The organism is Kerstersia gyiorum, from assembly GCF_004216755.1.
GTDB lineage: Bacteria > Pseudomonadota > Gammaproteobacteria > Burkholderiales > Burkholderiaceae_B > Kerstersia > Kerstersia gyiorum.
This window is the reverse complement of record NZ_SGWZ01000002.1, coordinates 133,192-154,672: the sequence shown is the minus strand read 5'-3', so window position 1 is coordinate 154,672 and position 21,481 is coordinate 133,192. Positions and strand designations below refer to the sequence as shown.

15 protein-coding genes are annotated in these 21,481 nt (G+C 64.2%); 5 read left to right on the top strand and 10 right to left on the bottom strand.

Annotated features, from left to right (window positions below; translation table 11 throughout):
* Positions 1-5: 5 nt before the first annotated feature.
* The 8 genes from EV679_RS07015 to EV679_RS06980 form a co-directional block, all read right to left on the bottom strand.
* Positions 6-1,073 (bottom strand): hypothetical protein, encoded by a 1,068-nt coding sequence (locus EV679_RS07015; protein ID WP_130486842.1) that lies wholly within the window; start codon positions 1,071-1,073, stop codon positions 6-8.
* A complete protein-coding gene (locus EV679_RS07010) occupies positions 1,070-1,768 on the bottom strand; it encodes a type 4 pilus major pilin (RefSeq protein ID WP_130486841.1) in 699 nt (232 codons plus the stop codon). Before EV679_RS07010 ends, EV679_RS07015 begins: the two co-directional genes overlap by 4 nt.
* An 86-nt stretch (positions 1,769-1,854) precedes the next feature.
* Entirely contained in the window at positions 1,855-3,012 is a 1,158-nt protein-coding gene (locus EV679_RS07005) for a type II secretion system F family protein (RefSeq protein WP_130486840.1), read from the bottom strand.
* Positions 3,005-5,002, bottom strand: coding sequence for an ATPase, T2SS/T4P/T4SS family (locus EV679_RS07000; RefSeq protein WP_165389985.1), 1,998 nt, complete (start codon positions 5,000-5,002; stop codon positions 3,005-3,007). The genes EV679_RS07005 and EV679_RS07000 overlap by 8 nt, the downstream gene beginning before the upstream one ends.
* Before the next feature lies 1 nt (position 5,003).
* Positions 5,004-5,555 carry a hypothetical protein gene (locus EV679_RS06995; RefSeq protein ID WP_130486838.1) on the bottom strand — a complete coding sequence of 184 codons (552 nt, stop codon included), beginning with the start codon at positions 5,553-5,555 and terminating at the stop codon, positions 5,004-5,006.
* Complete coding sequence (locus EV679_RS06990; RefSeq protein WP_068368890.1) at positions 5,542-7,026, bottom strand: hypothetical protein; 1,485 nt, start codon at positions 7,024-7,026, stop codon at positions 5,542-5,544. Before EV679_RS06990 ends, EV679_RS06995 begins: the two co-directional genes overlap by 14 nt.
* 1 nt (position 7,027) lies before the next feature.
* Complete coding sequence (locus tag EV679_RS06985; RefSeq protein ID WP_127773563.1) at positions 7,028-8,665, bottom strand: hypothetical protein; 1,638 nt, start codon at positions 8,663-8,665, stop codon at positions 7,028-7,030.
* Positions 8,662-9,516 (bottom strand): TrbG/VirB9 family P-type conjugative transfer protein, encoded by an 855-nt coding sequence (locus tag EV679_RS06980; RefSeq protein ID WP_130486837.1) that lies wholly within the window; start codon positions 9,514-9,516, stop codon positions 8,662-8,664. The genes EV679_RS06985 and EV679_RS06980 overlap by 4 nt, the downstream gene beginning before the upstream one ends.
* Positions 9,517-9,732: 216 nt before the next feature.
* Here EV679_RS06980 and acnA point away from each other — a divergent pair, with 216 nt between their 5' ends.
* From acnA to efp, 4 genes are all read left to right on the top strand, one after another.
* Complete coding sequence (gene acnA, locus EV679_RS06975) at positions 9,733-12,435, top strand: aconitate hydratase AcnA (RefSeq protein WP_068368893.1); 2,703 nt, start codon at positions 9,733-9,735, stop codon at positions 12,433-12,435.
* A gap of 296 nt (positions 12,436-12,731) precedes the next feature.
* Complete coding sequence (locus EV679_RS06970) at positions 12,732-13,937, top strand: DUF2863 family protein (RefSeq protein ID WP_127773560.1); 1,206 nt, start codon at positions 12,732-12,734, stop codon at positions 13,935-13,937.
* Between the two features lie 54 nt (positions 13,938-13,991).
* The gene (gene earP, locus EV679_RS06965; RefSeq protein WP_130486836.1) at positions 13,992-15,137 is read left to right on the top strand and encodes an elongation factor P maturation arginine rhamnosyltransferase EarP; all 1,146 of its coding nucleotides are present in this window, start codon (positions 13,992-13,994) and stop codon (positions 15,135-15,137) included.
* Between the two features lie 157 nt (positions 15,138-15,294).
* Positions 15,295-15,852: an elongation factor P gene (gene efp / locus EV679_RS06960; RefSeq protein ID WP_068368901.1), complete on the top strand. Its 558-nt coding sequence runs from the start codon at positions 15,295-15,297 to the stop codon at positions 15,850-15,852.
* Positions 15,853-16,143: 291 nt separating this feature from the next.
* On the opposite strand, the gene EV679_RS06955 is transcribed toward efp, so the two are convergent.
* Positions 16,144-18,441 (bottom strand): NADP-dependent malic enzyme, encoded by a 2,298-nt coding sequence (locus EV679_RS06955; RefSeq protein WP_068368904.1) that lies wholly within the window; start codon positions 18,439-18,441, stop codon positions 16,144-16,146.
* A 261-nt stretch (positions 18,442-18,702) separates the two neighbouring features.
* On the opposite strand from EV679_RS06955, the gene EV679_RS06950 reads away from it, so the two are divergent.
* Entirely contained in the window at positions 18,703-19,659 is a 957-nt protein-coding gene (locus tag EV679_RS06950; protein WP_083969512.1) for a LysR substrate-binding domain-containing protein, read from the top strand.
* A gap of 30 nt (positions 19,660-19,689) precedes the next feature.
* Here EV679_RS06950 and EV679_RS06945 read toward each other — a convergent pair whose 3' ends face one another.
* Positions 19,690-21,480 carry an ABC transporter ATP-binding protein gene (locus EV679_RS06945; RefSeq protein ID WP_130486835.1) on the bottom strand — a complete coding sequence of 597 codons (1,791 nt, stop codon included), beginning with the start codon at positions 21,478-21,480 and terminating at the stop codon, positions 19,690-19,692.
* Between the last annotated feature and the right edge of the window lies 1 nt (position 21,481).

The following is a 21,481-nucleotide window of genomic DNA, read 5'->3' as shown; positions in this document are numbered from 1 at the left end:
CCGCCCTACCGCTGGCACAGATAGACAGAGACTTCCTCACCCCGATCATTGTTCGGCTTCAGCACGCTCACGTGGATGGCACGAAAGCCGGCCGGACAACTGCATTGGCCTGTCATGGGATTGAGCAAGGTCCCCCGGCAACCAAAGCGATCGCTCAGCGAGTACATCCCGCCGAAACCGCCCGCAGCAGAATGCTGCCAGCGACCGTTGGCGCAAAGCAACAGTCCGCCGCCCTGCACGTCGCGGGCCAGCAAGCCGGCCTCGGCGCAAGCGCCGCCCTGGCCCGCCTGCCCGCCGAGCTTCAGATATTCGTCGGCTTCAACTCGCCCAGCGGCTCGCAACGTACCCATCACAGCCGTCCGGCCGGCAACGGACAGATTACCCTGCAAGGACGGATCGCGCGTATCGCGCATGCGGACGAATTCCCCCAGGCGGGTGGCATCCAGCGCGTAGTACACACCCACCGTCCCGGCAGGCAGGCGCGTACCATCCGGCAGTGGATTGGGCACATCGAACAGGGCGCCACGCATGCGCTCCGGCCTGTGCGGCCATGTCATGCCGCCGCGCCCCTGCAACTGCGCCAGTGCGTCGGCACGACGGGTCATGTCGACAGGCGGGCGGGAAGCCGCCAGCGGCAGGTAGGCCATGGCCTGCAACATGCACCCAGCCGTGTCAGGACAACTTCCCTGGCGCCATATCCGTATGTCTGCCCCCACCCCCCAGGCGGACTGTTCCGGAAAGGCTGCGGGCAGATAGCCAGATTGTTTGAGCTCCGCAATCGTGGGCGCCAGGCGATTGGCATAGCGATGCTTGAGCGACGCCAGCGGGTCGGCCAGCCCGGCAAATTCGTCTTCCAGCATCTGCGATATTGCCTTGCCGACCTCACCGAGCCAGGCGCCGACAGCCGCACTGCGTACCGACTCGGCACGGTCCACCCAGTAACCCGCTCCCCAGGCGGCCAGCAACACAGCGACGGCCGCCGCGACCATCAGTTCGAGCAAGGCAACGCCGCGCTGCGCTGCCCGGTTTACCTGGCGGGACGGCACGTGGAACAAATACCGGTGCGAGCTCATTGCACAGTAAAGACAAAGCTGTTGACATCCCCGTTCTGGCAATAGGATTCCGCCTTCAAGGGGTTATAGGCAAGGGCCGGGCTGGCGGCCGAATTCTTTACCTCGCCACTGGTTTTTCCGCCGGAAATACTGATCACGCTGGCGACCTGCTGCAGGATGGACGCCAGCCCAGGGCAAGCTGCGTGGCTGACATTGATGAGGCTGAGCCGGAACGCGCTGCCGTTACCAGCACCAGCGGCACTGGCAGGAGCCAGCGTCACCGTGCCGCTGGTGCTGCCCGCACCGCCACCCAGGCCATGTTTGACGATACCCGTGGCCCCCTCTCCCGCCACGCGCAATACGCTGGAATCCTTCATGGCATTGACCAGCACACCGTTGTTCACTCCGGCGTACGGCAAATCTCCTGCGCCATTCGCCCCCACGCGCATACGCACCATGAAGCGCAACAGTTCATCCCCCACCTTGGGCACTTTGTTTTCCGTGATGTAGTTGCCGATCATGGGCACGGCGACCATGGAAATCAGCAGGATGATGGCTCCGACGATAGATATCTCTATCAAGGAAAAGCCGCCTTGCCGCCAGGGCAGTGGCTGGTCTGGAAACCCAGGCCGGCCTTGCAATGCCTGTCTTTCGGGCAGGGGACGCGAACGGCTGGTGGCCAGATGGCGCGGCAGCGATTGAATAACTGGTTGCATGAGGGCTCCCGGTTGCTGTGATGGATCAAGAAAGCACTTACAGGACACCGCCCCGCAAACGTGCAGCGCTTGGCTGGTGTGTGGCATCAGTTCGCTCCCGCCGCCTGGTAATTGGCCAGTGCATGGCGCAGATCGTCGATCACCATGTAATGCCAGAACAGCAATGCGAGCACCCCAGCCGCCGCAAGCAGCAACAGGCACCAGCGCCAGAATTTGGCCCGTCCCAGGACGCCGGCTGCCGCCTGTGCTTCCAGCTGCGCCTGGATTTGCGCCATGCCGCCGTCCAGGCCGTCGGCTTCCAGCATGTCGTCCAGCATCCAGCGCGTCTCACGTTCAAACAGGCCCGTGGCGAACATCTCCCGTACTTGCCCGCCGCGTGCCAGTGCTTCGCTCATGCGTTCGACATGCCATTGCAACCAGGGCGGCAAAGCATCCCACAGCAGGTCCAGTTGCTCGCGCAAGGGCATCACCATGCCGGCCCTGGGCCGCAGCAGCACCTGCAGCAAGGCCAGGAACCGCACGGCATGGAAATCCCGATGCAGGCGCCAGGGCGCCAGATAGTCCAACACTTGCCGCAACCGGCCACGTGCATGGGTAAAGCTGGCAGGCAGCAGAAACAACAGAATTACCCCTGGGGCCGCCAGCCATGGCCAGACCTGTTCCAACCCGTTGGCAAAGGCAAACAGCGCACGAGCGGCCTGCCCGTAATAGGCCGTCGGCATGTCGCCAAACATGGCCGCCATGTGCGGCGCCGTCCAGACCGGCACTGCCAGCAGTGTTGCAAACAGGATCAGGCAGGCCAGTAACGCAACCGCCAAGGTCTGCCGCACGCCCGCGCGTATTTTCAGGATCAAGGCAACCGCCTGGGCCATGTCCCGCAAGGTCTGGCGCAAAGCCTCGCCCCCCGCCTGCTGCGCCACGTGCAGCAAACGCAGCTCGGTGGCAGGAAACACGCCTTGCCACAATTGTTCAAGATCGCCCCCCTGCTGGGTGCAGCGTTGCGCCCATTGACCGCTCAACCAGCCACGTGCTTCCCATCGGCCATATCGCCTGGCGTCGCTCTCGAACAATGTGCGCAGGGTACGCCCCTGGTCCTGCGCCAGACGGCCTGCCAGATAGCCGTAATAGCCAGCACGCCGGCGGCGCATTTCTGCGGCAGCGACGCGCTGCCAAAGCCGCTGCGCCCCGTCGCTGAATACACGCCACATACCCGGCATATCACCGCGTTGCAATGGCTCAGGCATGCGCCACCCCGCTTTGGCTCCGGCTGGCAAACGGCTGGAAGGCCGGCTCGATATCCCTGGGGTCCACCCAGCCCATCCAGGCTTTGTACATGGCGCATTCCATGGCGCTCTTGCCGCGCATATCGGCGCTATTCAGGGGACTGCGGCAGCCGGCATGCCATGCCTGCATGGCCGCCTGCACATCCCTGCGGCGCAAGGCTTCGAGGAAACCCGGTGTGCGCTCGGGCTCAATGATTTCCGCTGCAACCGTGCGTCCCGACCAGCCATTCAGCTGGGGCAATTCCGGCCTGCGGCAAGCCTCGCAGCCCGCGCTGCAACGTATCTTCAGCGTCTGCGCAGCAGCATCGGCTCCAACGCCATACAACTGTGCCAGCTCCGCCAACCAGTCCGACCAATACGCGCCGTCCCGCCAGCAGCCATCGGCAGCCTCTCCTCCCGCCAGCAACTGCGCCAGCGGCTTGGCGCAATGCGGACACAGGCGCGGCAGCAGGCTCTGGTAGACCAGCAGTTTCAGTACGCCTGGGGCTGCCAGGAAATCCCGGGAAACGCGGATGAAATCGGATGCCAGGCGTTCGGGAATAAGGGCCGCGCTGCCCGCGTGGACAGTGGTGTAGAGGCTCATCCCGGAACCCGCCAGATCCATGAAGGCCCGGCCCGTCTCGGCATCGCGCACTTCGCCTATCATCAGATCATTCATGGCGCTGCGCTTCAGGGTACGCAACTTGACTCCGAATACACCGTGGTCTTCACCATCCAGCCTGCGCCCCAGCGTATTCTGCAAGGCATTGGGAATCAGGTATTCCACGGGGTCTTCCAGCGTGACGATCTTGCGCCCCGCCGGCAGCGAACGGATCAGGCTGGCAAGCGTCGTGGATTTACCCGAACCGACAACGCCGGCAAACACCATGGCGCCCCCTTGCGCCAGCCGGGCGCGTTCCAGCAATTCCACCTGCCCGGGCAAGTACCCCAGCGCAGCCAGGCCGGGCAAGGGCTCGCTCGAATCCAGCCGCAGCAGCCGCAGGCAAACCGACGGCCCGGCATCGGTTGCCAGCGAAGCCCAGCGCAGCATCACTGCCGCGCCGCCGACTTCGTGCCATATGCTGCCCTGCTGCTCGGCAGTCGGGTCGAATACGGCGCCATTGCCGCCACGTACATCCATCCATGCCACCGACAACATGTCCAGCAGCAATGCGCTGGATAATTGGCGATAGGCCCTGGGCGAGACATAGCGTCCAGTGACCGTGAAGTACACGGATGACACCGGACGCTGTGCCTCGATATTGATGTGAATATCGCTGGCATCGTGGACCAGTGCCCAGGCCACCATCTGGTGGAACACGGCCACCAGGCCGGATTTCCGGGGGTCGCCAAGCACATGCCGCCGCCGTGATAACGCCCCGGCGTCTATCTGGCCGCGCACCAGTGCCAGCAGCAGCGGCAAGGACAGCACCCGGACGGGCTGCCGCTGCAACCGATAGCCGCGCGCCTGGAGTTGCCGCAGGCATTCCGCAACACTGTCGCCACCCGCTTCGTCGGCGCAGGCAAATACCGCCACGCTGCCATCTTCGAACTGCACCGGACATAAGCGCGCCGCCAGCGCACCCGCCCCCACTTCCGCGGCCAACACCTTGCGAAACGCCGGTTGCAGGCGCGCCAATTCATCCTGGCTGTCCAGCGCGGCCTGCAAAGGCCCGGGTGTCGATGTCGTATCGACGACGGCGGGACGTTCCAGACTGGCAACACCTGCCCCGGAAACAAGCTCGTGGCAGACATGCTCCCGTTGTTCATGCATCCTGGCGTCAGGCGCCTTGAAACCCGACGCAGCCGTTCCGGACACGGCGGCACCGGAAGCAGCCATGCCGGAAGCTGCGGCCGTTGCCACCTTGATACCGGACACGCCACGCTGACGCACCACCGCGCGGCCCCACAACCCATGCCATGGCGGCAATCGCCATCGCAACCCTCTGTGCAACCAGGCAAGCGCATTCATGTCAGCGATCCTCCCGGGCTTCAGCATGCCAGCACACATCCGTACGGACGCCTGCGCGGCGCAGGCCGACGCAATTGCCATGAAAAGAAATCAGCCGGAATCCCGCCACGCTCTGTGGACGCAAACGGCCTGAGGAGTCGGTGGAAAGGATGTGTCGTTCCCCCGCAATGTCGAGTTCCGCCGCCCTGAACCTGCCGTTGCCGTAGATGGCGCGCACGCGCGGCACTGACGGCTCTGCGACCGCCTCGCCGGCGGTGGATACCTGACCAGCCCTGCTCTCGCGGCCTGTCCCTGGCGCTGGCAATTGCCTGACATCCGGCTGCCGGGCCTCGGCCTGCCACGCTCGCGTGCTTTCCCGATCCAGCCAATCCCGCAATGGCGCCCCATCCAGCCAGCCCTGCCCGCTGGCTGGCGCAACGCCTTCGCCTGGCAGGTCCGCGCCATGCGCCGCGTCCGCCAGCATCAATGCCGGTGCCGACCACTGAACCGCGCACAGAACAAACGCCCTGGCGCGGCGCCACTGATAACGCGACGCCCATTCAATCGCGGCCATAGACCACTCCTTGCAAGTGCGCCACCAGGCGCGATTCCGTTTCTTCCGGCACCATGGAAGGCGGACGGACCTCCACCATGAGTCTTTCCCACGACACCGGCCAATGCACATCCTGCAAGAGCGGCAGCCCGCGCAACGTCCCTGATATCGCCACGGCCCGTTCTTTCAGTACGGGCATGCCTGGCAACGGCGCCAATGGCATGCCATCCGGCCCCACCGGCTCGGGCAGACTGACCGGCTGGCTGTCTCCCAGGGTGATCCGCTCAAACACCGGTGCCTGACGCTGCAGCACGGCCACCGGCCCCGCCAGCAGGCTGGCCTCGGCGGGCAGGCGGCGCCAATCCATGAGCCGCCCGCCCGAGACCTGCCATACCACCCGAGCCTGATCAAAGCCGTCATAAGCCACCTGCCACTCCCCGGGCCAGCGGTGCAGCAAGCCGTTGTTGTCAGCCACCCCGACCGCCCTGCGATAACGGCCGGCGCAACGCCAGCCAACGAGATTCACCCGGCATTCAATCTGCTCCAGCAACCAGCCCTGGCGACGTAGCGGCAAGGCAGCCACGCCCTGTAACAAGCCTCTCAGTGCCGCACCGTCATGCACCCGGCGCGGCGCGGCATAGTCGTCATACACGCCCTGCCAGGCCTGGACAGCCAGCTGCTCCGAACTGTCGTCAGGCGGTACCGCAGGGGCGCGGGACAACTGGGGCGCCAGCAACCAGCCGGCAACGCCGATGGTGGCGACCAGCCCCCACCATGACCAGTGCATGCCCGTCGGCACGCGCACCAGGCGCGCCGCTGTCCAATCCTGCGCAAGCGTCGCTCCACCTGCCTGCCCGTCCTTGGGCAACAGGTCGCCAATGGCCAGGCCAAGATCGGTTTCAAGCAAAGCCGGGTAGCGCTGCTGCAAGGATCGCAGTGCCTCGGCGGCTTCTTCCGGGGATGCATACCAACGGTCGGAGCCCGAGATGACGACACCGTCATGCACGGCCACCAACCACACGCCCCGTGTCCCGCCATGCAGCCGGATGGCGAAAGTTCCATGACCGCAGCGTTGCGCCACCAGCAGCGCTGCCGCATACAGGGGCCGTGCACGCAGCCCCCTCCATTGCAAGCGCACGCAGGCAACACTGGCAGCCAGATCGCCGCGCCAGGCGTAGTGCGTCGCCCGCAGGCTGCGCGCCCGTTGCAATGCCTGGCGCGGAATCTGGTTACCCAATAGGGGCCGCCAATCCAGGCCGAACAGCAGCCAGGCCTGGCCAGCGGCATCCTCGCCCACTTCGAGCGCAGCGAGATCCGGGCCCAGGTCTACCCAGTGCAGCCCGGCCATGGCATGCGGGGCTGGCTGCTCCGGTTCAGGCCCGGCTTCCGGATTCGCACCAAAATGCCCAGGCTGCGACAAGGAAGCAGGCGCATTGCCCGCCGCATGGCCTGGCCCTGCCGGATACTCGTCCCGCCAGTGTTCTCCGGCCATGTCAGAAGCCCTCTTCCTGCTGCGCCGACACCAGCAGCAAGGTTGTCCGCCGACGCTGCGCCGCCTGGTCCTGCCCACCTGCCGCCAGGGGCCACCCAGGCGCCACGCGGCGCGATGACGATTCGTCCTCGTTGCGCTCGAAGCCGGAGATCACCATCACCTGCCCGGGCCGCAGTGCCACCTGCTGTACCGCGCCATTGCCATCGACGGTAATCTGCTGAATCTGCACCTGCTGCCCGGCTTCGCCAAAGGTGACGCTTTGCAGGGGTTGCGCCACGCTGTTGTCATAGGCAACCGACAACAGGATCTGGCCATTGGCCTGGGCATCCGGCAGCAGTGTCAGGAATACGCCCACTGTCGCTTCCTTCTGGCTGATGGAAACCGACGGCAGCGACACTGCCGTGCCACCGCTGCCTGCCGCAGCCACTGCCGTGGTCTGCACTTCGTCGATATACGAGAAAGTGCGACGCACGGCATGCGTCACCGGACGGCGGTTCAAGGTATAGATGGGCACCCGGGTATGGCGCACCACCTTGCCTGCACGCTTGACCGCATCCAGAATGGCGCGGGAACCCTGGAGGCCGCCACGCTGCAAACTGGCGCCGGTCTGGCCGCCGGCATCCGTTGCAGCAAGCCCGCCAGGCATTGCCGCATGCAGCAGCGCTCCGCCACCGGCATAAAGCAGACTCCAGTCCAGCCCCTGGCGGTGCTCGTCATCCAGTTCAACCGTGATTTCCTCGAACACCAGCTTGATCCTGCGTGTCAGCGCCCGATTTTCCTGCTCCAGGAAACGCGCCACCCGATCCAGTGCCTCAGGCGTGTCCGTGACGACAACGGACTGCCCGCCGCCCGGTACTGCCGCCAGCACGCCAGCCCTTGTCAACATGGGCTCGAGGCGCGCCTTCAATGCAGCCATGGCATCCTCTCCTCGCAGCGCCAGGGTGGTTTCCGCTTCACTTTTGAAGCCGTCGGTTTCGCTGCTGGAAGAACGGCCCAACCTGACATCGGTGCTGGCGTCCAGTGTCAGCAAGCGCACGTCAAAGACCCGGCTTTCCGTTCGGAAGAAAATGATGGCGCCATCCGCATAGCGCCAGGACAGGTTGAGCCTGTGGGCCAATGCATCAAGCAACTGCGGCAGGGGCCGCGGCCCGCTGGGCAGTTCCGGCGCCAGCTCGGCATCGGCCTGCGGCCCGCCATCGACGGCCAGGCGCGGCAGAAAGGACGCTGCAGGCAACAGGGCTTCGGGCGCAATCCGGACGGGAATGCCTGTGGCCCGATAGATGCGCTCCCCGAGCAAGGTCAGGCTGCCGCGCTCAGGCGTGAACAACAAGGTCGTGTCGATATCGCCACGCAGCGCAGGCGGCAAGATGGCATCACGCGCAAGAGGCTGCGCCGGCCCCGCCAGCCAGGGCTTGCCCACCAGTTGCGCCGCCTGCCGCGCTGCCGGATCGAAGGACTCACGGAAGGCTTGCGCGTGGCGCGTCTGCACCGCTTCGCCAGCCGCCACGCTGGCGTCGACCTGCTGCAATGCCGGCGTCATCGAGCACCCCGTCACGGCGCCGGCCAGCGGCAACAACAGGGCCAACTGTCTGATGCCATGCCCTGCGGCCGGCCACGCTCTGTGCTGTCTCCTGTTCATGCCGCATCCTCGCCATGACCGGGGTGGCGGTCGCATGGCTGGGTCCATGCCACCACGCGCAATACTTGATTGCTGTAGAAGCACGGCTGCAGCGGCCTGCCGGACAATTCCGTGGATGCCAGCAACTGACGCACCGCCTGCATGAAATCGCCGCCGAAAACGGCATTGCCGGCCAAGGGAATGTCCATATCTACATCCCAGTGCCAGGTATCGAATGTCCAACCGGCACGCCTGGCCCACTGCGCCAGCACCCGCCGCATGTTGCCATCGCTGGTCGCGACAGAATAATTGGCGTCGTCGCCTGCAGCCGCATTGCTGCCATCGGCCGTCGATATGGAGGAGCGCTCATCCATGGCAAGTGTGGTCGGTAGGATGTCCGGTACGGCATTGGCTGCACCAGCAACCGCTTCAGCCCCATGTGCCGTGGCTGCGGCCTGCGCCAGCATCAGTGGCTGGCCTCGCTGCTCCCCGGTGTACTGCGCCATGGCCTGCCGGCTTCCGCCCCGGAACAACAGCGCCGGCCATACCCCAGCGACCCGTAAATAGGGGCCCGCAGTTTCATGGGCAGCCAGACGCTCGCCCTGGCCGTCCGCGACAAAAATGGCGGGCAGGGTCTGGCCGGGAGGAAACTGCAACCAGGTATCACGGCCATCATCGAACACCTGCAACGGAGCCAGTTCGCGCTGCCCCGACAGGCGCCAGGCGAAGTCATAACGCCCGGCGGTGACGGCCCCCGGCCAGGCAGGAGGCGTCACCGCCGGCTTGGGCAGCGCGCAGGCGCCCAGGCAGAACGGAACCAATATGGCAGGCAGGCCAGAAGAAAGGCACCGCGTTGTTCTTCGCGTTCTCATGAGTGATCCCGCTCCATCGCATGGGCTGTTGGAATGGCACCATCATGGCACTGCGAATCAGTCGCAAAAAGATCGGCTTATACCCATTTCAAGCGCCTGCAATACCCGATGACGAAGGCAGCTGTCTGCGCTAGACTGGCCTTATCCGCAGTTCAACGCCGCGGGTTTCGTTACCTGCGGCAGCCGAGAATGGAAGTTCGAACCAAGGAGTCCAACATGCCGCACAACACGTTCAATACCCTGCATGAATTCACCGCCGGCGATCGCCGCGGCAAGTTCTACTCGCTGCCCGCGCTGGGCCAGGCACTGGGTATTGATATCAAGCGCCTGCCCGTTTCCATTCGCATCGTGCTGGAATCCGTTCTGCGCAATTGCGACGGCCAGAAAATCACCGAAGAACATGTCCGCCAACTGGCGAACTGGCAGCCCAATGCCAAACGGGAAGACGAAATCCCGTTCGTGCTGGCGCGTGTGGTCCTGCAGGATTTCACCGGTGTGCCGCTGCTGGCCGATCTGGCCGCCATGCGTGATGTTGCCAAGTCCATGGGCGCCAATCCCAAACGCATCGAACCGCTGGTGCCGGTGGATCTCGTGGTTGACCACTCGGTCATGATCGACTACTACGGCACGCAGGATGCGCTGGACCTGAACATGAAGCTGGAGTTCCACCGCAACAAGGAACGCTACCAGTTCATGAAGTGGGGCATGCAGGCGTTCGATACCTTCGGCGTCGTGCCGCCGGGCTTCGGCATTGTCCACCAGGTCAACCTGGAATACCTGGCCCGCGGCGTGCACCGCTCGGCCGATGATGTCTACTACCCCGACACCCTGGTCGGCACCGACAGCCACACCACGATGATCAACGGCATTGGCGTGGTCGGCTGGGGCGTGGGCGGCATCGAGGCAGAAGCCGGCATGCTGGGCCAGCCCATGTACTTCCTGACCCCGGATGTCGTGGGCGTCGAGCTCAAGGGCAAGCTGCGCGAAGGCGTGACAGCTACCGATCTGGTGCTGACCATCACGGAAATGCTGCGGCGCGAAAAGGTCGTGGGCAAATTCGTCGAGTTCTGTGGCGAGGGCACGGCCAGCCTGGCCGTGCCCGACCGGGCCACCATCGGCAACATGGCGCCGGAATACGGTGCCACCATGGGATTTTTCCCGGTGGACGACCGCACCATCGACTACTTCGTCGGCACCGGCCGCACGGACGAGGAAATTGCGGCGCTCAAGGCCTATTTCCAGGCCCAGGAAATGTATGGCGTGCCCGCCGCCAGCGATATCACCTACAGCAAGCTGCTGACACTGGACCTGAGCAGCGTCGTTCCCTCCCTGGCAGGCCCCAAGCGTCCGCAGGACCGCATCGAATTGCCCAAGGTAGCCTCGACCTTCACCGACCTGTTCTCCAAACCGGTAGCCGAAAACGGTTTTTCGCAGCCTGCCGAAAAACTGGATCTGCCATTCACGACCAGCACAGGCACCACGATCCGTAACGGCGACGTCCTGATTGCCGCCATTACGTCCTGTACGAACACATCCAATCCCAGCGTCCTGCTGGCCGCAGGCCTGCTGGCGAAAAAAGCCGTCGAAGCCGGCCTGAAAGTCGCGCCGCACATCAAGACCTCGCTGGCCCCTGGTTCGCGCGTGGTCACCGGATACCTGGAGAAAACCGGCCTGCTGCCCTACCTGGAAAAACTGGGCTTCAACGTGGCGGCCTACGGCTGTACCACCTGTATCGGCAACGCCGGCGACCTGACATCCGATATCAACGAGGCCATCATCGCCAATGATCTCGTCTGTGCTGCCGTGCTCTCCGGCAACCGCAATTTCGAAGCGCGCATTCACCCGAACATCAAGGCCAACTTCCTGGCGTCGCCGCCTTTGGTCGTAGCCTATGCGCTGGCTGGCAATATGACTACCGACCTCGCCACGCAACCGCTGGGCACCAGCAGCACGGGGCAAGCGGTCTATCTGCGCGACCTCTGGCCCAGCAGCGAAGAAATCAATGCCCTGCTGCGCTTCGCGCTGAATCCGGACGCCTTCCGTGCCAACTACTCGCAAATCCGCAGCAACCCCGGCGAGCTCTGGCAGCGCATCGAAGGCGCGGCCGGTGATGTCTACGACTGGCCAAGCTCTACCTACATTGCACAGCCGCCCTTCTTCGAGAACTTCGGCATGACGCCCGCTCCCATGCCGCAAGTCCGTCATGCGCGCGCACTGGGCATCTTCGGCGATTCCGTCACCACCGACCACATTTCGCCTGCCGGCTCGATCAAGGAAACCTCGCCGGCCGGTAAATGGCTGCTGGCCCATGGCGTCAGCAAGGGCGATTTCAATAGCTACGGTTCGCGCCGGGGGAATCATGAAATCATGATGCGCGGTACGTTCGCCAACGTGCGCATCAAGAACCTGATGATTCCACCGCGCCCTGACGGCACCCGCTTCGAAGGCGGTGAAACGCTATTCCAGCCGAGCGGCGAACAACTGTCCATCTACGATGCGGCCATGCGCTACATCAGCGAAGGTACGTCCACGGTGGTCTTCGGCGGCGAGGAATACGGTACGGGTTCCTCGCGCGACTGGGCCGCCAAGGGCACCCAGCTCCTGGGGGTCAAGGCCGTCATTGCCCGTTCTTTCGAACGTATCCACCGTAGCAACCTGGTGGGCATGGGCGTGCTGCCGCTGCAATTCAAAGGCAGCGACAGCGTGCAATCGCTGGGGATCACAGGCCGCGAAACCTATGATATCGAAGGCCTGGAAAACGGTATCCAGCCGCAACAGGATGTCACGCTGGTCATCCACCGCGAAGACGGCAGCACGGACCGTGTGCCCGTGCTGCTGCGCATAGATACGCCAATCGAAGTGGATTACTACAACCACGGCGGCATTCTGCCCTTCGTGCTGCGCGAGCTGCTGCGCTAACCCGCACCACGGGGCTGGCCGCCCGCGCCGAGCCCAGTCCCGCTACAATCCCCTGTTGGGATGCGCCATGCCTGAACGCATGATGCATCCCAGGGTTGGTGCGGTCTGACTGCCGTACCCGGGTGTGTGGCCCCGGTTTTACCTTCAGGGTGAACTGCAGGCTGGCAACCGTCAGACCCTTTCGGGGGAGCCTCCGGCTCCACGTCATGAACTCCCGCCAGGCCCCTTCGGTAAAACGACGGGGCTTGCGCTTTGGCGCGTGGTCACACGCAGATTAACGGCCTCATTCCTCACACATGTTCCAAACCCAACGCTCCTCCCAACGCCCGTCCCGCGATGCCGCACGCCTTGTTTCCCTGGCGACTGCGCTGGGCCAGTCTGGCTGCCGCACGGAAGACCGCTACTGGGAAAAACAGTTGGAAGCGATCCTGGTGCGGCTGCTGCGCACCGGCAATGATGCTGCGCTGGAAAACGCGCTGGAGCATCTGCTGCAAAATGACCAGAACGCCTACGGCCTGTTGGTCGAACTTATCGAAACCCTGTCTGAATCCGCGACGATCACTGTCGATGAGCAGCGCTATGACGTCGTCCTCGTGACCGCGCCGGTGCTGGCTTGGACGCGCTTCCAGATTCCACACGGCGCCATCCCCGCGCGCCAGCTCGAAGCCCTGGCAGCTCAGATGAGCGGGCATGTCCTGGCGGGCAATGCCAGGCTGGCATTGTTCCCGCACCTGATCGGGGTCGACCAGTTGCCGCGCAGCTTTTCCGAAACCTGGCAATGGCTGCAGACCCTGGGCAACCAGGCGCTGGGCAAGCGCACCAGCCGCCACCTCACACGACCAGACGTGGAAGTTCCGCCCATGCTGGCAGACACACGTTACCTGGTCGGCGCCATTGCGGTTCCCGAAGGCGAGGCGCTGTTCGCCTGGCAGGAAACCGCAAATGAAACACCGGCAACGCGCGAAAGCAGCCTGGCAGCCTGGGCTGAACAGGCCGCACCCAGCTTTGCCGCCATGCTGCCCGGCTGCGCGGTGGAGGTCATGTTGCCGGACGCCTATTACGTCAGCAACCGCGATTCGGACAAACGTATCCGCCCGCTGGCACTGACCGCCGCCGTCAACTGGCTGCATACGTCCGTCGGCCTGGAAACCGGACAATTGCGCGCGGTCATTTGCCATTGCAGCGCCGGCGGCCCGGAAGAGTTCCGCATCAGCCTGGGCGTACGTGACAGCAACGACGTCTATTACGGCTGCATCTGGCCCATTTTCGGCCGTGACGAAGAACTCGACAGCGATACTACGGATATTTACCAGGCCATCCTCGAGCAAATATCCTCGCACCTCAACAGCCTGGGCGTGCATGAAATCCGGCGCCTGCCCGGTGTGTTCCCGCCCGATACCTGCGACGACTGCGGCGGCCCGCTATTCCCCAACGCGGTCGGCGAAATGGTGCACGCCGAACTGCCGGAAGACCTCGACATCAACCCCGGCACCTTCCACTGAGGCCCGGAGCGGGCGGCGCCTGCCCCGCCTGGCGCCGCCCGCTCCCGTACCCATATGACTTCAGCCGCTTCCGCTCTTTCCGCCGATCTGTTCTGCCGCGTCATCGACAATTATGGCGACATCGGCGTCTGCCTGCGCCTGGCTCGCAACCTGTCGCGCGACCACGGCTGGCAGATCAGGCTCTGGGTGGATGCCCCAGAAGCCCTGGCGCGGCTGGAGCCCTCCGCCACACTGCATGACGGACGGGGCTGGCTGGAAGGCATCGAACTGGTGCACTGGAACGCGTCGCCGCCAGACCTGCCGCCGCTGGATATCTGCATTGAAGCGTTCGCCTGCGACCCGCCTGCGGCCTATCTGGCCAGGCTGTCGCCAGACCGCAATCTCTGGCTGAACCTTGAGTACCTGAGCGCCGAGCCTTGGGTCACGGGCTGCCACCTGCTGCCATCGCAGCAGGCCAATGGCGTTCCAAAATACTTTTTCTTCCCAGGTTTCCTGCCTGGCACGGGCGGGCTGCTGCGCGAACCGGACCTGCTGGTCGAACGCACCCACTGGCAGGCCGACCGCAAGCACGCCACCGCGCTCCTGGAATCACTGGGCCTGGAAGAGGCAGCGCTGGCGCAATGGCGTCTGGCAGACTGCCGCCTGATCAATCTGTTCTGCTACCCCCATGCTCCGCTGCCAGCATTGACCAGTGCCCTGGCCCGCGACACACGCCCGACCCTGCTGCTGGTTCCCGAAGGCGTTGCACCTGCCTTGCCGACAGGCCGGCAAGGCCGGCTGCATGTGGCACGCCATGCATTCGTGCGTCATGCCGAATTCGACCGTCTGTTGTGGAGCGCCGACCTGAACCTGGTGCGCGGCGAAGATTCGCTGGTGCGCGCCGTCTGGGCCGGCCGTCCCCTGCTTTGGCACATCTACCCGCAGGACGATGCCGCACACCTGGAAAAGCTGCAGGCCTGGCTGGCCTGCGGCAGCCTGCCGCCTGCCGTGCAGGACGCCTTCATGGCCTGGAACCAGGACAGCCCCCCCCAGCCGGCAGCCAACCCGGATACCATGCATTCATGGGCCAACCTGCTAAACGGCCCGGCATGGCAGGCCTGGAAGCAGCACGCGCGCCACGACAGCGACACACAGGCGCGGCAACCTGACTTGGGCCAGCAACTGGTGGCTTTCTGCCAGGGAAAACTCCCCTCGCCTTGAGCGCCGGAGACGGCTTTCCTGCGTGCCGTTACCAGCAGATTATGGGATCCATGATAGAATGGCGAGCTTTGTCAAGTCGCGCCTGTTCGTGTCCCGTCCCGGCCTTCCGAGCGCGACCGGCCAGCACCTTTGCTGAAAATACCCGGAGTTTTAAATCATGAAGACCGCACAGGAACTGCGCGTGGGCAACGTGGTCATGGTGGGCAGCGAGCCCCTCGTGGTCCAGAAAGCCGAATACAACAAGTCTGGCCGCAACGCCGCGGTCGTGAAGCTGAAGTTCAAGAACCTGCTCACCGGCTCGGGCAGCGAACTGGTCTACAAGGCCGACGAAAAGTTCGAAGTCGTCCTGCTGGAACGCAAGGACTGCACATACTCCTACTTCGCCGACCCGATGTACGTCTTCATGGATGAAGAGTACAACCAGTATGAAGTCGAAGCCGACAGCATGGGCGACGCCCTGCACTACCTGGAAGAAGGCATGCAGGTCGAAGTGGTGTTCTATGATGGCCGCGCCATCTCCGTGGAACTGCCCACCATCGTCGTGCGTGAAATCAGCTACACCGAACCGGCTGTCCGTGGCGACACCTCCGGCAAGGTTCTCAAGCCCGCCAAGATCACCACGGGCTACGATATCAATGTGCCGCTGTTCTGCGAAATCGGCGACAAAATTGAAATCGACACCCGCACCGGCGAATACCGCAGCCGCGTGATGTAATTTCCCCCGGCAAGGCGCGCTGCGCCTGCCCCGGGACGGGTTGCAACAGCAACCCATGCCCCCTGTGGATTTGCCAGCCTGGCTGGCGGATCACCAAAAAGCCTGGACCCGCAATGTGCGAGTCCAGGCTTTTTTACTTGTGGCGCGCTTGCCTGCCGCGTCTTTTGTCGCCCACGTTCAGTCTGGCGCCCGTACCTGGCTGACCGGTACCGAAAACGCCACCGCGCTGCCAACTGGCCGGACATCCCTGGGGATATCCGGGCGGCGGCCCGCAGCGCTGGCGCAGTCCGTTCAGGCCTGGGCTTCTTCGTGGTTGGCATCCAGCACGGCCAGCGCGGCCATGTTCACAATGCGGCGCACCGTGGAACTGGATGTCAGGATATGCACCGGGGCCGCAGCACCCAGCAGGAACGGCCCGACCGCAACATTGCGCCCGGCCGCCGTCTTCAGCAGGTTGTAGGCGATGTTACCGGCATCCACGTTGGGGCAGACCAACAGGTTAGCCGCGCCCTTGAGCGGCGAGCCAGGCAATTGCCGCAGGCGCAATGCTTCGTCCAGCGCGCTGTCGCCATGCATTTCCCCATCCACCTCCAGATGCGGCGCGGCCTTGCGCACCAGATCCAGCGCCTGGCGCATTTTCACGCCGGAAGCAGAACTGCCCGAACCGAAATTGGAGCGCGACAGCAAGGCGATCTTGGGCTGCAAATCCAGATGCGCCATACGCTCTGCTGCGGCAATGGTGAATTCGGCGATCTGCTCGGCGGTCGGGTCGTCGTTGACGTGGGTATCGACCAGAGCCAGCGTGCGTTCGCCCAGCAGCAGGATATTCATGGCGCCATACGTTTTTGCGCCCGGTTTCTTGCCGATGACCTGGTCGATGAAACGCAGGTGGTCATGGTATGCCCCGACCGTTCCGCAGATCATGCCGTCGGCGTCGCCCAGCTTGACCATCATGGAGCCAATCAAGGTCAGCCGCCGGCGCATTTCCACACGCGCCATTTCCTTGGTCACGCCATCACGGCAACGCATTTCCCAATAATTGGTCCAGTACTGATGGAAACGTTCGTCGTACTCGGGATTGGTGACTTCCACATCCTGTCCCAGGCGCAAGCGCAAGCCGAACTTCTCGATACGCGCCAGCAGCACCTGGGGCCGGCCAACCAGGATAGGCCGAGCCAGTTTTTCATCGACGATGACCTGTACTGCACGCAACACACGCTCGTCCTCACCTTCGGTAAAGACAATGCGCGCCTTGCCGCCCTGGCGGACCTGCTGCTTGGCCGCCGCAAAGACCGGCTTCATGAATGCGCCGGAATGGTAGACGAACTGGCGCAATTGCTCGACATAGGCATCCATGTCGACAATCGGACGGGTGGCCACGCCATCATCCATGGCCGCCTGCGCCACCGCCGGCGCCACACGTGCCAGCAAACGCGGATCAAAGGGCTTGGGAATCAGGTACTCCGGGCCAAAGCGCGCATCGCTGCCGCCATAGGCTGCCGCCACCACGTCGCTCTGCTCTTCCTGCGCCAGCCCGGCGATCGCGCGAACTGCTGCCTTTTCCATGGCGCGAGTGATGGTGCGAGCTCCGACATCCAGGGCGCCACGGAAAATGTACGGGAAGCACAGAACATTGTTGACCTGGTTGGGATAGTCCGACCGACCTGTCGCCATGACCACATCGCCCCGCGTGGCATGCGCCAGCTCCGGCGTGATTTCCGGTGTTGGGTTGGCCAGCGCCAGAATCAGCGGACGGGCATTCATGCCACGCAGCATATCGGCCTTGAGCACGCCTCCGGCAGACAGGCCCAGGAACACGTCTGCGCCCTCAATGACTTCCGCCAGGGTACGCGCGTCTGTCGCCTGTGCATATTGCGCCTTGGTTTCGTCCATCAGGACGGTGCGGCCTTCGAAGACGACGCCTTCAAGATCCGTCACCCAGATGTGCTCGCGCGGCAAGCCCAGGTCCACAAGCAATTCCAGGCAGGCCAGTGCCGCCGCGCCTGCGCCGGAGACCACGACCTTGACTGCGGCGATGTCCTTTTGCACAACCTTCAGGCCGTTGATGAACGCTGCCGCCACACAAATAGCCGTGCCGTGCTGGTCATCGTGGAACACCGGGATGCTCATGCGTTCGCGCAATTTGCGTTCCACGGTAAAGCACTCCGGTGCCTTGATGTCTTCCAGATTGATGCCGCCGAACGTCGATTCCAGGCTGGCAATGATGTCCACCAGCTTGTCAGGATCAGTTTCGTTGATCTCGATATCGAACACGTCGATACCTGCGAATTGCTTGAAGAGCACGGCCTTGCCTTCCATCACCGGCTTGGAAGCCAGCGCACCGATATGGCCCAGGCCCAGCACTGCAGTACCGTTGGTGATGACACCCACCAGGTTGCCGCGCCCTGTGTAACGGGCAGCGTTGGCGGGATCTGCCGCGATTTCCTCGCACACGGCAGCCACGCCCGGCGTATAGGCCAGGCCCAGATCCCGCTGGGTAACCAGGGGCTTGCTGGAGACGACGGACAATTTCCCCGGCACGGGAAACTCGTGGTAATGCAATGCGGCTTCGCGGTCTTTATTGCCCATTTTCCTGCTCCTTCATTCCGATGAAGCAATTCTAGGCCTGCCGCATAATAAAATTATTCTGTTATATGATTACTCCATAACCATTTCATTATGGCGATGAGCAAGACCGTGGACGACCTGCCTCACGCCTGATCCGCCACTGCTTCGCGTCCCTCCTTCGTCATGACTGAACCGCAGCCCACGCTCCCTTCCCTGACGGGCCCCGCTGACCCAACAGCTGGCGCAGTGACGGCGCAGGATGCGCTGCACGACGCGCAGCTCATGGCGCGGCGTCTGTCCGCCCGCCTGAAAATGCGGCACCTGCAATTGCTGCTTCTGATCCAGCAGCATGGCTCTCTGACACGCGTGGCCGAACACCTGTCCACCAGCCAACCCGCCATCACCAATACACTGGGCGAACTGGAATCCCTGTTTGGGGCCCAGCTGTTCAACCGCTCGTCGCGCGGCATGGCGCCTACCGCCCTGGGCGAAGTGGTGCTGGCGCGGGCATCGGTAATCATCAATGACCTCGGCCATCTGGTGCATGACGTGCAGGCCTCGGGCGCGGGGCTGGCGGCGCGCCTGCAGATCGGGGTAACACCTTTCGTTTCCAGCCGTATCGTTGCCGATGCCCTCGCCCTGCTTCAGCAGGAGCCGCCACGCCTGGCCGTCCGCATGCACCAAGGCAGCAGCGCGCAATTGCTGGCCCAGCTACGCGACCACAGCCTGGATGCCGCCATCGGCCGGGCCGACCCGGCCCTGAACCTGGAAGGCCTGGATTTCGAACCGCTTTACCCACAGCCGCCGCGTCTGATCGCCAACCGCCGGCTGGCCGCGCAACTGAGCCGCCGCCCGCTGGACTGGCAGGCACTGGCTGAACTGGACTGGATATTGGGTGCCCCCGGCACCCCCATGCGCGAACAGGTGGCCGGCCTGTTCCTGCAAGCCGGCATCGTGCCGCCCTTGCCCATCACCGAAAGCCATTCGGCAGAACTGATCGGCGCGCTGATCGCCAGCAGCGAACAGTCCATCTCCATCGTTCCCGCCGACATCGCCAATGAATTGGTGCGCGTAGCCGGTGTTGCCATCGTGCCCTACACCCTGGGCTGGCAATTGCCGCCGATTGCGCTGTTTACGCGCCGGGACAGCCGCACCAGGGAAACCTGCCGACGCTTCGCGGCCGCGCTGCGCCAGGCCTGCGGGCAAATGCGGCCTGCACGCCCTGCCGACCCCTACTGAAACGCTGCAACACCGCCAGGAACCACCGGCTCACGCCCCCACCTGTTCGCCCAGCGCCAACCTCGGCACCGCTGCCAGCAAGCGCCTGGCAGCCTCGGACTGCGGCTGGCCCAGCACCTCATGCGCGGCGCCGATTTCGGCGATCCTGCCAGCTTCCATGACTGCGATGCGATCGGCCATGTATTCCACTACGCCGAAGTTATGGGTAATGAAGAGATAGGCCATACCGGTTTCAGCCTGCAATTCGCGCAGCAGGTCCAGGATTTGCGCCTGGATGGAGACATCCAGCGCCGAGGTCGGCTCGTCCAGCACCAGTACGGCAGGCTCGACCGCCAGCGCCCGCGCAATGGCGATGCGTTGGCGCTGACCGCCGGAAAACTCATGAGGCCAGCGCAAGGCCGCATCTTCCGGCAGTCCCACCCTGTGCAGAAGGCTGGTGATACGCCGCTGGCGTTCCGTTTTATCCCATTCCGGACGCAAGGACGCCAGCCCTTCCTCGATAGCCTGCCCGACCCGCATGCGCGGGTCCAGCGACCCATACGGGTCCTGGAACACGATCTGTATGCCTCGCCGCAAGCGGCGCATTGCGCGGCGGTCTGCCCGGAACACGTCCACCCCCTGCAAGCGAACGTCGCCCCCCACTTCCGCCTGCGCATCCAGCAGGCGCAGCAAGGCCTTGCCCGTGGTGGTCTTGCCGCACCCGGATTCCCCCAGCAGGGCCAGCGTTTCACCCGCCTGAAGCTCGAACGACAGCCCGTCGACGACGCGCTTGCGCGCACGCCGCCGCAACCAGCTGCCGTTGCCGCTCGGGTAAGACACCGTCAGGTCCCGGACCGATAGCGCCGGCATGGCGCCTGGCGCCTGATACCTGGCCTCGTCACCCGCTGCAGGCCCTGCCGCCACTGCTGCCGGGATTGCTGCTGCGGCTGATTCTGCCGCTGCCGCCGACCTTGCCGGCACAGCAGGCGCTACCGCCCCAGCGCCGCTGCTCAGCGGCCGCCCACGTTTGTCATAGGAAGGAATGGCGTCGAAAAGCTGCTGCACATACGGATGGCCTGCCTGCCGGAAAAAGACGGCAGCCGGTGCGCTGACCAGCAACTCGCCATGCCGCATGACCGCCACGTGGTCCGCCACGCGCTGCACAACCGCCAGGTCATGACTGATCAGCAGTACCGCCATGTCCAGCTCACGTTGGATATCGGCCAGCAGATCGAGAATCTGCGCCTGTACCGTCACATCCAGCGCCGTGGTCGGCTCATCGGCAATCAGCAGCGCAGGCTCGGCGGCCAGGGCAATGGCAATCATGATGCGCTGCTTCTGCCCTCCGGAAAACTGGAAGGGGTAATCGTCTATCCGGCTGGCCGCCTCCGCGATGCCGACCCTATCGAGCCAGCGTATCGCCCGCTCGCGCAAGGCCGCACCGCGCAGTTCGGTGTGTGCCTGCAAGGTTTCCATGATCTGGTCGCCGACCCGCATGACCGGATTCAGGCTGGTGGCAGGTTCCTGGAAGATCATGCCAATGCGCCCGCCGCGTACCCGCCGCATGGCTTGCTCCGACACCCCGGAGATTTCCTCGCCATCCAGCCGCACCGTACCGCCGCTCAATTGAGCGGCCGCAGGCAGAAGGCGCATAAGCGCCAGCGCCGTCATACTCTTGCCGCTGCCGGATTCTCCCACCAGCGCAAAGGTCTCGCCCCTGGCGATGCTGAAGGCCAGGTCGCGGACGACCCTGACATCATCCAGTCCGTTGTCCACATCGACATCCAGGCCGCTGACTTCCAGCAACCCCGACGCAGCCGCGCCTGTTTTTTTCTGACTCATG